The organism is Spiroplasma endosymbiont of Sarcophaga carnaria, from assembly GCF_964019595.1.
Lineage (GTDB): Bacteria > Bacillota_I > Bacilli_A > Mycoplasmatales > Mycoplasmataceae > Spiroplasma > Spiroplasma poulsonii.
On the sequence record NZ_OZ026456.1, the window covers coordinates 1,704,512 to 1,718,363 of the forward strand.

The window sequence follows — 13,852 nt, forward strand, 5'->3', positions numbered from 1 at the left end:
ATGCCTTAAAGTTTAAAAAAACTTTTGCCGCGCTTTTCAAAATACTTGGGAAAAATTCTAAGCGTTAAGCGAAGAATTTTATAAAGATTCCCAAATTTGTTTGAAAGAACCTCAAAATCTTTTTTAACTTGTAAGTCATTTTATCACAAAAATTTAAGAAAATCAACCGCTCGCCCAAAAACAAGATTAGTTATAATCCCATTTTAAAACGATATGGATAAGAACAATAAAACAAAGCGTCATATGGGTCATGGTACATTTTACTATCGGGTGTGTTTGTTTTGGTGTCACTAAATCTTAGTTCACTAATGCATTTATCTAAAAATGGAAAGTTATCTAATATGCCATATATTTTGCCTTGAACAAACATTTTTCTTATTCATGTTACACGATTAATTATACCTGCTTCTTTATTCAATGAAGTTTGATGTTTTTTAGCTTTAAACATTTTAATTTTATAACCCAAATAAGGATAAATATCTTCTTGTAATTTTTGCATAAAGTCATGGGCATTAATATCATAATGAAATGTTGCATATTCAAAACCATCAAATTTATCAAAAGTATTGATTATTCATTGTCCATAATGTTCAACTATTTCATTTAAATTCATCGCATTTTTTGGTGTAACAACATTTTCTTCAATTAAATATTTATCATATTCATTATTTTCATTAATTTTATAGCCACTAAATAAAAATACTGTATGGTCTTCACTACCATTAGCATAATCGACACCAATTGAATAACTATCAAATTGATATTGTTTTGTATTGGTATTATAAAAATCTTGTAGATTATACTCTTTAATATATTTACGATAATTTCGTAAAACATAAATGCTGGGGTCATTATCGTTATATTCAAAACCGTAATATTCAAGTTTAAATAAATCGGGTCGTTCTTCTTTATTTGCTAAAACAAGTTTTTTGGTAATATCAGGTATTTTATTTCAAACAGCACCCATAGTTAAACGCAAATTAAAAACACCCAAACCTTTAAATACTTGTTTATTTTCTGAATATATTTGATTGTGTTCTTTTAAAATGTTTTTAATTCTTTCATTTAAAGGTAAAAATGGCGTTACAAATTTTTCATAAAAGACATGGTATTTATCAAAAGGGTTAAAAGTAAATTGATTAGAATATGTTTTATGAAAATATGTTGTTACTGTTATGTATTGTTTTGCTATGTTGTCTCATTCTTGAAATGTCCAAGATAATTCTTTTACTGGAATAGGATTATCTAAATTATATTGTTCATTAACATCATCATCAGTATATTTTTCATAAGATACTTTTAAACTTTTTGAACGAAACATTGAAACTCTTAAATTATTATATCTTTTATCTAGTTCTTTATCAGTTAAGATTTCTTTTTCTTCAGCATGTATCATTTCATCTGTTCAGGCTGATATAATACCGCTTCCTTTACCAACTTTCCCCATAATTTTATTACCATTAGCATAACCCGCAAAAGCAATACGAACACCACTAGGAAAAACAATCTCTCCACCTTCTTTAACATTTTTAGGTCAAACAATACCATTTTCATTGTCGGGTCCTATATCAATCCCATATTTATCATATAGATAATTACAGACATTAATTGTATCGCCAAATGTAGTATCTTCGTGGGTGTTGGCATATCTTCGTAAAATATTAGATGAAGCATCCGTAAAGTTACAAGCAAAAAATAATTTTTCGGCTAAATGATTTCATGTTTTATTAGTACCACGCCCTGCTGAAACAAACTTAAAAAAAGTTGGCGAAGTAAAATATCGGGCATAACTATCACCAACAAAGTCTTTAAATACTTCTCAATCAAAACCAAAATTATAGTCACTAAAATTCAAATCATATTTTTTATTTAAATGTTCATAACTAGTAATTCGTTTTTTGTTATTAATTTTGGTAAAATCTTGCATTTTTAATTAGCCTCCTTTTTTTGATAAAATTATTTGAAGTATTAAATATAATAATTTAAAAAATTGTTTAATTACGAAAGGAAATTATAAAATGGAATTAAAACAAAATTTATTAGGAAATTATAAAGAAAATAAAAAAATACAAACAAAAAATGAAATTAATAATTTCTTAATTGAAAGAGATAATGAGATATTTAAATTATATCAACAAGGAAAAATATTACAAGGATATAAGGTTGTATCAAAAATACCAAAAACATTTAAAACAGAATATGGGGATAACACTGTAAAAAGACGAAGATATGTTAAATATGATGAAGAAAATAAAAAATATATAAATCGTTATCCTTTAGATGAAGAATTAGGGTTAAAAAAATACGAAAGAATTGAAAAAAATTTAAAAGATAAATATATGTCTTTTATGGGCGATGGGAAAAGATATAAAGATATTTTGCATACAACAGAAAATGCTAACATTAGTGAAAGAACAATATCTAATATTTTTAAAAATGCCGATTTAGAAGAAACCGATTACATTAGTAATAAAAATAACAATAAAATTAAAATCCCAAATAATGTTTTATATATTCAAATTGATGGTGCTTTTGAACCTATGAGAGAAAATAAAAAAAGAGTTGAAAATAAAATATTTCTTGCTACTATGCATGTTGGTGTTGATGAAGAAAAGTCAACAAAAACCAGAATAAAAATGAAAAAGAAAAAAGGCGTTTTTCAAATGATGAATAAAAATGATAAGAATAAAAATGATAAATCTAATATTGATAATTTTATTGATAAAATTTTTAAATCAATGGATACTTATGATATTAATGAAGATACTAAAATATTAATATTAAGTGATGGTGAAAAACAAATTAAAAAAATTTACAAAGCAGTAAAATCAAAATATAAAAATAATACTGTATCATATAGTTTAGATAAATTTCATTTAGTAAAAAGATTTAAAGAATTATTCCCAAATCGTAAGAAAAACCGAATTCATAGATTAAAATATAAATTATCAAAAATATATTTTTTTACTGGAAATTATGAAGCATTATTAGATTTTTTAATGTGTCATTTACCCTATGTTATTGATAATAAAAAGAAATTTTTATTAGAAACTATTGAATTAATTAAAAATAATAAAGAAGGAATTGAAAATCAAGCATTAGAATATAATATTGGTTGTCACATGGAAGGTGATATATCACACTACATTAAGGCAGTTAAGGGACGTGGCGCTAAAATATATTGTAAAGAAACATTTATCAATATGTTAATTGCTTCAATGTTAAGACTTAATAGTAAAACAAATGAAGAAAAAATTAATAAAACTAATAAAAATAAAGAAAAAATTGAATTTAATATATTTAATTTAAATCAATCTAAAAAGCAATTTTTATCTTTATAAAAAATAAAAAACCTTTTAAAATTAGTAATAACTTTAAAAAGTATTTTTTAGTGTGTCAAAATTCATAAATTATTTATTCAAATAAAAATTATGTTTTTAAAACTTTAATTTTGTCGAAAACTCTTGATGAAATAAAAAAAATCATCAATATGACAATTTGAAAACTAATTTTGTGTAAGATTATGATTTTGCTTTAAATTTTTTAAACGTTAAAATATAATACCGTTGATTGTTGGTTTGGTGTTAAACCTTTGTGTTGGTATTTTCATTTTCAGAGCTTTAAATAATTTTGAATATTAGTGAAACCCAAACCATGATAATGAATTAAGGCTTCTTTAAGACTGGATTGTAATTTACTAATCTTATTTAACTTTTGATAACTAGTATCAGGGTTTGTACTAGTTTTGGTGGAATATAGAGTAGAATTTGTTTGTTTTGCTACTAATAAATATAGTGGTTGCATATCAGAAATAATTATTGATTTTTCTTTAATTAGTTGCTTATTCATATTTTCAATAATCCATTGTTTTTGTAATCTTTTGGTATTGGTGGATTGAACAAAAATATTATTATTGCTATCAACTGCCATTTGAATACAGCATTTGGTATCAGTTGAAAATGGATCGAGATGAGTTTTTCGTTTATCAAATTTATCTTTAAAATTGCCTTTATGAATTTCTTTAATAAATGTTTCATCCATTTGGATTTGACCATTTAATTTTTTAAATTTTAACTGTGTATTTTCTAATTGTTTTGATTGCATTAATTTTTGTCGATTATATCAAGCGGTTTTTGGGGTTGTTTTAATAAAACGAGAAATTATTTTACTAGATTGTCCTAACAATGAAATTTGAATTAATAAATTTCACTGTTCATAATTTAAATGACTTCAATAAGTAAAATGATGACGAAATGCATCAAAACTAGCACGACATTTTTTACATAAATATTTTTGTTTTCCTTCGGAATTATGACCATTTTTAACACAATGAAAAGATTTGCAATTAGGACATATAATGCCTTTATCTCTAAATTTTTGATCAATTTCATTTAAACGTTTTTGTTTTTTAATTAAGTCTGCTTGTTGTTTTATTTTTTCATAAAATTCTAAAAATTGATCATCTGTTAAGCTATTTATTAATTCTGTAATTATTTTTTTCATCATTTATTTACCTCTATATATTAAAAATATACCTAATTTTAGGTATATTTTATAAATATCAAGAGTTTTCGACAAAATTAAAGTTTTAAAAAGTTGAATTTTTTATAAATTTTGTTATCATTTAATTATAAGCGAAACTTAATTTGTTTCTAATTACTTAATTTTATTAAAAACCTCAAAATAATGTATACTACCAGTATAATTATATTTCTCTCGGTTTAAACTTTCTAATGTTGCATAAGCACTATCATCAACATTAATTGATATTCCTTGTTGTATTAAATTAAAGTATTGGTTTAATTGATTGTTGTAAAACTATAAAATATCTTTAACTTGTTCTAATGGTCCTTTAAATTGTTGCGTAGCATTTGAGTGTGCATATTCTGCTACTTTATAGGCTTTTTTATCAAATGAATTATATATTCAAAAACTCGCTGCTGTTGTATGCCCTTTGGGGCTAGTAGAGTTTGCTAAGTCAACACCACCTAATAATTTAGTTGGTTGAATAATATCTGTTGCTTGCATAATATCAATATATCTTGCAAAAATTGAACCACTAGTATTACCAGGCAATCCTCAACTCCATACTCTTGCTCTTTCAATATCTAATTGTTCTAATCTTAATTGTTCATTAACTTTATTTTGTGGTAATTCATAATTAAGTCTTCAACTAGAATAATGAATAATAATTTTCATATTTCATTTTTCGATATAATTAATTTGTTCATATTTACTACGCATTATTTCTTCATTAAAAGGCATTAATTCATTACAATAACCAACAATATATCTTTTTAAACTTTCAGGGTTACATGTATTAATTGTTATTTTATTTTGATACCCACGAATAGCAAATTCTAAATCACTTAAATCTTTTTGTTGAAATTGGTCACATTCTTCTCTTCAATCAATTACTAATTTATATTTATTCAAATCAGCAAAAGCTTTTAATTTTTCTTTCCGGCTTGGTGAATGTAAACCTTTACAATATATTTTGCTACCATTTGATAAAGTAAAAGTAAAATTTGATAAGTTAATAGTATAAGGAATATGATTTTCATCTAACATATTTCAGATATTTTGAAATACACTATCTTTTAAATCCTTACTTCAATACATACTAGCAATGATACAAATTGGTTCTTTAATTAATAAACTAATTTTTAATAATTCACAAAACATTTTAATATTTGAAATAGTCTTACCACTATATCGTGTTCCAATTTGATTAATTTCATTAACTAATTCATATTTTTTAGCAAAGGGATATTTATTACCAATACTACTATTTTGTAATAATCAATAAGGAGTTTCTAACAAATAAGTAAAATGATTAAGCATTATTATCACTTTCTTTTTTAATATCTCTAATATCCGTTTGTAAATTAACAATTATTGGTTGTTGATTATTTAAGTTTAATTCTTGTTCTAACTGTTTTTCTTGCAGTGAATATTTATAATTAAATGCTCGTTGTCAATATAATTTAGCACCATCATGTGATTTCATCATAAAGTTAATTATTTCACTTTCAATTCTATCAACTTGTTTTTCAAGTAAAGGAACTTATCTTTTCGCTCTTGTAAGTTTCGTGCTTTCATCTGTTAGAAAGATTGAATTCATTGGTTAAATCATTCAAAGTATATGGTTTATTGGGTGATTTATTTTCTCAAAATTGCTCTATTTTACGATAAAAAGTTGCCAAACTTGCTTTATTTGGATTAAATTCTTTCATTTTTTACTCCTTTTTGCATATTAAAATTGCTATTATTTAATGAATATGATTAAATAAAAGAGTAAATAAAAACTATGAAAGAACCATCGCGGTTCTTTTTATTATTTATATTTTACATCAAAATAAAAAAAAGTAAATTACTTTACTTTTTATTTTAGTATACAAGCATATAGAGATAAATTGGAGCTTGTTACAATATAATTATATAATTAATAATATATTTGTCAATAATTTCTTTAATTTTGTCGAAAACTCTTGATGAAATAAAAAAAATCATCAATATGACAATTTGAAAACTAATTTTGTGTAAGATTATGATTTTGCTTTAAATTTTTTAAACGTTAAAATATAATACCGTTGATTGTTGGTTTGGTGTTAAACCTTTGTGTTGGTATTTTCATTTTCAGAGCTTTAAATAATTTTGAATATTAGTGAAACCCAAACCATGATAATGAATTAAGGCTTCTTTAAGACTGGATTGTAATTTACTAATCTTATTTAACTTTTGATAACTAGTATCAGGGTTTGTACTAGTTTTGGTGGAATATAGAGTAGAATTTGTTTGTTTTGCTACTAATAAATATAGTGGTTGCATATCAGAAATAATTATTGATTTTTCTTTAATTAGTTGCTTATTCATATTTTCAATAATCCATTGTTTTTGTAATCTTTTGGTATTGGTGGATTGAACAAAAATATTATTATTGCTATCAACCGCCATTTGAATACAGCATTTGGTATCAGTTGAAAATGGATCGAGATGAGTTTTTCGTTTATCAAATTTATCTTTAAAATTGCCTTTATGAATTTCTTTAATAAATGTTTCATCCATTTGGATTTGACCATTTAATTTTTTAAATTTTAACTGTGTATTTTCTAATTGTTTTGATTGCATTAATTTTTGTCGATTATATCAAGCGGTTTTTGGGGTTGTTTTAATAAAACGAGAAATTATTTTACTAGATTGTCCTAACAATGAAATTTGAATTAATAAATTTCACTGTTCATAATTTAAATGACTTCAATAAGTAAAATGATGACGAAATGCATCAAAACTAGCACGACATTTTTTACATAAATATTTTTGTTTTCCTTCGGAATTATGACCATTTTTAACACAATGAAAAGATTTGCAATTAGGACATATAATGCCTTTATCTCTAAATTTTTGATCAATTTCATTTAAACGTTTTTGTTTTTTAATTAAGTCTGCTTGTTGTTTTATTTTTTCATAAAATTCTAAAAATTGATCATCTGTTAAGCTATTTATTAATTCTGTAATTATTTTTTTCATCATTTATTTACCTCTATATATTAAAAATATACCTAATTTTAGGTATATTTTATAAATATCAAGAGTTTTCGACAAAATTAAAGAATAATTTTAATTTAAAAAAATGTGAAAATTTATCTTTTTTATAAATTTAATGTATAACTATTTTTATAAAAGAATTGGAGGAAATATAGAGTAATGAAAGATTATACACATGTAAAATATGATGAACGAAGATTTTTTAAGGATTTATTTTTATCTGATAGTTGCAAAAAGAAAAATGGCACACTTAATTTATCTGAAATATCAAGACAAACAGGAAGAGATATTAATACTGTTAAAAGAGAAATTAATAGATTTACAAATATAGAAGATTATAATGCCCGTGAGGCACATGATGATTATTATAAAAAACGACAAAAGTGTATTAAAAAAATACCTACATTTACAGAAGAACAACAAGAATTTTTAAATTTACGATTTAATATTTTGGGTGATTCACCAGCAGAAATTATTCAGCGATTTTTAATAAAATTTGGTATCAAATTTCCTGCCTGTCTTAAAACATTTTATAAATGAATTTTTTTAGGTCTTTTGGGTTTGTTAAAGAAAAATTTATTAAATGGTGGTAGAAGAAATAGAACAAAGAAAAGACCTGATAATCGTGGGAAATTAGATGAAAGATTTAAATCAATATGAGATATTGAAAATAAAGAAACAGATGTTGGTTGATTTGAAATGGATACCGTAGTTGGAAAAGAACATCAATCTAGTTGTTTAGTTTTGACAGAGAAATCAAGTAAAAAATACTTTGCTATGAAATTAGAAGAACATACTGCTAATGAAGTTTTAGAAAAACTTAAACATATAGTTAGAATTAATGGTTTAGTTGGAAAAATTAAAGGAATAATAACTGATAGAGGAAAAGAATTTAGTAAGTTTGAAGAAATGGAAAAGATTACTGGTTCTAATGTTTATTTTTGTGACCCTGCTTCGCCTAATCAAAAAACATTAATTGAAAGACTAAACCGTGAATTTAGAAAACGATATGGTAGGGGGACAGATTTTAATCTTGTTACGCAACAAGAAATAGATTTAGTAGTCGATATTATAAATGAAAAATTAAGGCCCGTTCTTAATTGAAGAACTTCAAAAGAAGTATTTTTAGAGAATTTTAGATAAGTTTATTTGAAGTAATTTAATAAATTATTTTTCAGTGTGTTTAAATATGCCAAAAATAGGGTAAATTTAAAAATAATTTATTTTTTTAAAAAAATAGTTGCACTTCTTTTAAAAATTGTTATTATTAAAATAACAAGAGATAAATTTGGAGCTTAGATTTACATAATACGAATAATTAATAATTTTGCTTATATATATATATATATATATATATATATATATATATATATATAATGCAGGTAGATCTTGATGAAAAGTTTCAAGATTAAGAAAAGGAGAAAAACAAGTATGAAAAAGTTACTTAGTTTATTAAGTGTATTAACAATTAGTGGAACTACTATACCAACCACAATTGCCGCTAGTCCTTATCAAAAACAAGAACATAATACAGAAACTGATAGTGGTGTTAGTGTTTTCTATTGAATTATAGAAAATGGTAAACGTAAATCAATTATTGAAAAAATATATGGAGTTAATGAAAGTTATATTAGATTTTTGGGTTTTGATAATAGAAATAATAAATATTATATAAATGATAAAAATATTTACTTTGTAAATAATAATAATAATAATGCTATATCGATCAAATTACTAAGCTTTAAACCAATATCAGTTATTGATTTTAGTAGTACTGATAATTTTGTTAGGTTTAATTGAAAAGATTTAAATAACACTATTCATGTTTATAGAATAAAAATTATAGATTTAGAAAATAACAATTTAAATAAAATAAATGAATTATCTAAAATTATTTCAAATCCTATTTTAGGAACAGTTAAAATTAATAATGAAAAAGGATTACTAACCGAACAACAAATTAAAGATTTTTTAAAAGATAAAAATCCTCAATTAGATATAACTAAGATAGGAATTAAAAATATTATTGATGATTTATACAATAATAATGAAAAAAGGATTACAGTATTTTCAAGTGACTCAACAATTTATACTGGTGAAGCAACTGTTTTTTTAGATATTGAAAAATAGTTAAGATTTAAAATAAATGAAAAAAATATTAAGTCTTTTATCAACAATAACCTTAATTGGAACAAGTACAACCAGTTTAGTTGCTTGTAATAAACAATATAGCGAGGATGAATTAAAAGAACAAAAAGAAAAACATAAAATAAATACTACTAACCAAGAAATAAGAAACAATTTAGAATGAATAGCACCACAAACAATGGTGTGGGTGATAGTTCAGTAACAAAGCTATATACTGAAAGTCGTACTAATCAAATTAATGTTAATGATCAATTTTATGATGATCATTACAATCCAAAACAGTTTTATAGTATTGATAATAAACAAGAAAACATCGCCTATAGCGGGTTAGGATTATCAGATAATTTAAAACCAGTTAGTCATAAATATCATATTGAATGAACTAATGTTGGTAATTTAGAACAACCAATGTGAATTATTACTAAAATTGATAGTTATGTTCGTTCAGGTGAAGTTACGAATGGAATCAGTTCGACGCAAAGTGGAGCTTGAAAACAAATTTATTTCTTATATTAATTGATCAAAAATATGAAAGGGTTTTATAAATGTTTAAAAAAATTTCAATGTCATTAATTTTAGTCTTAACGATTTTTACTGCTGTAGTGACAATTGTTTTATTTGCGAAAAAAGATAGTTTTATGCGAAGTGTATGATTGGATGGTTGTGAACCAACAACACAAATCCAAAGCAAAGATAAAACACCTTATGCTCATACCTTTTTTGGGAGCCAACATGATAATTATGCTTTGTACCAACCAAATGAGGTAAGCAACGATTTAAAAGATGCACAATTTTATGGTAATTTAGAAAACTATAATAATTGTATTAATCCGAATGTTAATTTACAATTATGAAAACAAGACTTTATTAATACACAATTAATTGTAAAAACAAATAACTATGATATTACTAATTTAACAGCAACCGTTACTAATGCTGGTGCATTAGAAAAAAATAATCTGACCGTCCAGATTGGTTTTAATCGTTTTATTTATGCATCATATTCGTTAACAAATCAAAAAATCCCAAATCCATACGGAATTAATGAAAAATTATTAGTTCCTGATGCAATTACTACAAATTCAGTTGAAAAAACTGCTTATAAAAATAAAGTCTATGTTTTATGAATTAAAATTATGAGTTTCAAAGATAAAATTGTGGCTAATCCAGGAAATTATCCGGTTAAGGTTCAGTTAACGGGGGATGTTCCCGGCACAAAACAAACTAATGTTATTTTAAGTGAAAATGAAATTCAAGTTAAAGTTAATGATTTACTATTACCAGCAGAGCAAAAGAAATCTGATTTTAATATTTATTCCTTTTTTGGTTGAAGTGCTGCTTACTATAACAATTATCAAGTTCCAAATAGTATTAAAAACAAATATGATAATATTGAATACATTGATTATAATTGAGAACATTATTGAGAACCAGAGCACAAATATTTACATAATGTGTTGGGGATGGATTATTTTCAAAGTTCAATTTCACTAAATGAGCGAAAAAATACCGAATGACATAATAATTGATTAGATGGAAATAAAGTTCAGACCTTTTTGCTATGACGTTATAATCAGCAAAAGGGGTTGTACATCGCCGATGAAGATTGAAAAGCATGAGATCATTATATGAACAAAATGGCCGAAGTAGGTTATACAAAAGCACTTCTAAGTGGATGACAAGCAGCTTGAAATAAAACTTATAAAACTAATAATGTTTGAGATGAAGATAAACAAGACTATATGCAAATTAGTATGAACATGTATGTTGAAGATGGGGTTAGAAATAATGAATGGTTTTTACAACAATTGTTAAACCATATTAAAACAGGTAAACAGAAATGAACGCAAACTGTTACACCATATCTTTATATTGATGAATTACCTTGTTCAGCAATTGGAAAATATTTAGCATTAATTCAAAAATATGATCCTAACCGAAAATATATTAAGTTAGCGGCTTGTGATTGAGAACGTGACATTGATTATAAAGACCCAGCAACATATGAAGTTGATATTTTACATATTTATTTTTTAGATATTTATAATGAACAAAATATTAAGTTTATGAACTTAGTAAAACAACGTAATGAAAAAGGATATATTACTGGCCAGTATTCATTAGATGCTGATAATACCTTTAATTTAATTCGTTCTGAACCAGGAGTAAGTTCTTACATTCAATTAGCTTTATTAAAAGAAAATGCCCCACATTATATGCGTTATCTTTTAAATGGATGAACAAAAACAGCATACTGATCAGCTGATTATGATGAACATACTGGTTTAATTTATATTGCTGGTGATACAATGTTTGCTTATCCTTCGATTGCTAATCCTGATCCAAACAATAATAATAAAGCTGCTTTTAATCCCTCAACACGATTAGATGCAATTGCTTATGGAATTAATATGAATAATAAAATTATGTACTTAAAAAAACTAAACTTATTATTAAATTATACAACAATGATGTCATATGTTAATAGTAATGTTAAATTAAGTAAACCAACGAGTCGTACTAAGTTTGATTTTAATTACAATGGGTTAACAGCAGAAAGTGATATTAAAATTTCAAATTCATTCTTGTATCGTTTTTTAACACGGAATAATATTGATGAAGTAATGGTTGTTAAAACATTTGAAAACATTATTAATAAAGTTGTAACGACATATTTATGGGGTTAAGATGGTTCCGTTTTATTTAGTTATTCTTGAAATTTTTATTTATTTATCGGTTGCAATTTGATTTATTGGAATGATATATTTAATTTATGGTTATTTTCAAAGTTTTCTTCGTAAAGAGCGAGTAATTTCATGAATCTTTTTTGGAGTTAATGTTGGAACAACATTAATATTATTGATTTTAGTAATTTTATCCCTCTTAGCAATTTTTCAGCCAATTATTTTTGGTAATAGTGATATTTCTAATGAATCAACATTATTAAATATCGCTTATTTTGGAATAAGTACTTTGATTTTAGCAATATTATGAATTGTTTATTTAAGTAGTTGTTCAATCTACTTTACAATCTTTTGAAAAAATGACCGTCTTTATTTTTTTGGTAGTTATTTTGATCAAACTAAAAATAAAAAAATTATTGTAAACAAACATGTTTTAATTTATCGGAATAAAATTTTTTTTACAATTATTTTTCGTTTTTCTAAAACTTATCAATATTTAACTACTAAGGAAAATTAAAAAGCATTATTATTTTTAACGAAAGAGGTCAGAAAAATGTGATTATTGTTAAAACAAGGAATTTTAAATACTTTTAAAAATAAGACACAAGTTTTTATTTTTGTGATTTTAATTGTTTTAACTGCACTTTTTTCCACTGTTTGTTGAACTTCTTTTGACCGCTTACAAAAAGCAAACAAAACAATGGGGTATGGAACATTAAATATTAATTATAATTATATTTCAACTAATTATGAAGCAAATAATCAACAAACAATTACGCCATGGTTTGCTTTTGATGTTGATTATGCTGGAATTGGAACTGGTTTTTTTGAAAAGAATTATGGAACCTTGACCATTGGTGGTTCAAATGATTTTTTAAAACCGTTTGATTTAGGAACTGGCTTAAAAGGAGAAAAATATCAGTTTAAAATTGAAGGAAACCGCTTACAAATTGCCAAGAGTGGGCGTTGAGTACCATTTGAAAATGTTTTATTAGATTATAATGCAATTAATATTACTGATAATAATGTTTTAACAGGAGAATTTTCACAGTTATATCGGTTTAATTTTAATGCCTATTCATTTCAAAAATCATTATTAGGGCAATTATATAATCGTTTTATTTTTAATAATGCTGTTGATCCAACTCTTAAAACACAGGCAATTAATTTAGTAAAACGTTATATCCATTTTATCTTAGAGTCGCGGTTAACTTATTTGGTTGTAAATTGTAAATGCCAAATCATAAAAAGTTAACTATTAATTTAGTTAACTTTTTTAAGTTAATTATAGGAGGTTGAAATTATGCAAACAAAGCAATATTTAATTTTGCGGTCATTAGTGAAAAAGTATGGTAAAGATATTGTTATTAATACTGTCAATAAGATTGTAAAAGATATTGAAATTAAAAAGTAAAAGAATAAATTATTCCGCGTAATTTATTAGCGGATAATTTATTCAATAATGTTTTTTA

General features: G+C 24.3%; 13 protein-coding genes. 8 read left to right on the forward strand and 5 right to left on the reverse strand.

What is annotated here, in order from left to right; genetic code table 4:
• Nucleotides 1–190 precede the first annotated feature (190 nt).
• Nucleotides 191–1,927, reverse strand: coding sequence for a hypothetical protein (locus tag AACK91_RS09790; RefSeq protein ID WP_338966311.1), 1,737 nt, complete (start codon nt 1,925–1,927; stop codon nt 191–193).
• 91 nt (nt 1,928–2,018) lie between these two features.
• On the opposite strand from AACK91_RS09790, the gene AACK91_RS09795 reads away from it, so the two are divergent.
• Nucleotides 2,019–3,341: an Mbov_0401 family ICE element transposase-like protein gene (locus tag AACK91_RS09795; RefSeq protein ID WP_338966314.1), complete on the forward strand. Its 1,323-nt coding sequence runs from the start codon at nt 2,019–2,021 to the stop codon at nt 3,339–3,341.
• A gap of 202 nt (nt 3,342–3,543) precedes the next feature.
• Here AACK91_RS09795 and AACK91_RS09800 read toward each other — a convergent pair whose 3' ends face one another.
• The 4 genes from AACK91_RS09800 to AACK91_RS09815 all read right to left on the reverse strand — a co-directional run bounded on the left by AACK91_RS09800 (nt 3,544) and on the right by AACK91_RS09815 (nt 7,533).
• Nucleotides 3,544–4,506: an IS1/IS1595 family N-terminal zinc-binding domain-containing protein gene (locus AACK91_RS09800; RefSeq protein ID WP_338963247.1), complete on the reverse strand. Its 963-nt coding sequence runs from the start codon at nt 4,504–4,506 to the stop codon at nt 3,544–3,546.
• Between the two features lie 312 nt (nt 4,507–4,818).
• Nucleotides 4,819–5,844: a PBSX family phage terminase large subunit gene (locus AACK91_RS09805; RefSeq protein WP_338966316.1), complete on the reverse strand. Its 1,026-nt coding sequence runs from the start codon at nt 5,842–5,844 to the stop codon at nt 4,819–4,821.
• Nucleotides 5,837–6,013, reverse strand: coding sequence for a hypothetical protein (locus tag AACK91_RS09810; protein ID WP_338966318.1), 177 nt, complete (start codon nt 6,011–6,013; stop codon nt 5,837–5,839). Before AACK91_RS09810 ends, AACK91_RS09805 begins: the two co-directional genes overlap by 8 nt.
• A gap of 557 nt (nt 6,014–6,570) precedes the next feature.
• Entirely contained in the window at nt 6,571–7,533 is a 963-nt protein-coding gene (locus AACK91_RS09815; RefSeq protein WP_338963247.1) for an IS1/IS1595 family N-terminal zinc-binding domain-containing protein, read from the reverse strand.
• Nucleotides 7,534–7,707: 174 nt separating this feature from the next.
• On the opposite strand from AACK91_RS09815, the gene AACK91_RS09820 reads away from it, so the two are divergent.
• The 7 genes from AACK91_RS09820 to AACK91_RS09850 all read left to right on the forward strand — a co-directional run bounded on the left by AACK91_RS09820 (nt 7,708) and on the right by AACK91_RS09850 (nt 13,635).
• A complete protein-coding gene (locus AACK91_RS09820; RefSeq protein WP_338966321.1) occupies nt 7,708–8,691 on the forward strand; it encodes an IS30 family transposase in 984 nt (327 codons plus the stop codon).
• A gap of 288 nt (nt 8,692–8,979) precedes the next feature.
• Nucleotides 8,980–9,678: a hypothetical protein gene (locus AACK91_RS09825; protein ID WP_338966324.1), complete on the forward strand. Its 699-nt coding sequence runs from the start codon at nt 8,980–8,982 to the stop codon at nt 9,676–9,678.
• A gap of 16 nt (nt 9,679–9,694) precedes the next feature.
• Nucleotides 9,695–9,898, forward strand: coding sequence for a lipoprotein (locus AACK91_RS09830; protein WP_338966327.1), 204 nt, complete (start codon nt 9,695–9,697; stop codon nt 9,896–9,898).
• On the forward strand, nt 9,856–10,212 hold the full coding sequence (locus AACK91_RS09835) for a hypothetical protein (RefSeq protein WP_338966330.1): 357 nt from the start codon (nt 9,856–9,858) through the stop codon (nt 10,210–10,212). Before AACK91_RS09830 ends, AACK91_RS09835 begins: the two co-directional genes overlap by 43 nt.
• A gap of 29 nt (nt 10,213–10,241) precedes the next feature.
• A complete protein-coding gene (locus AACK91_RS09840) occupies nt 10,242–12,383 on the forward strand; it encodes a hypothetical protein (protein ID WP_338966333.1) in 2,142 nt (713 codons plus the stop codon).
• A gap of 1 nt (nt 12,384) precedes the next feature.
• Nucleotides 12,385–12,897, forward strand: coding sequence for a hypothetical protein (locus tag AACK91_RS09845; RefSeq protein WP_338966335.1), 513 nt, complete (start codon nt 12,385–12,387; stop codon nt 12,895–12,897).
• Between the two features lie 36 nt (nt 12,898–12,933).
• On the forward strand, nt 12,934–13,635 hold the full coding sequence (locus AACK91_RS09850; protein ID WP_338966338.1) for a hypothetical protein: 702 nt from the start codon (nt 12,934–12,936) through the stop codon (nt 13,633–13,635).
• Nucleotides 13,636–13,852 lie beyond the last annotated feature (217 nt).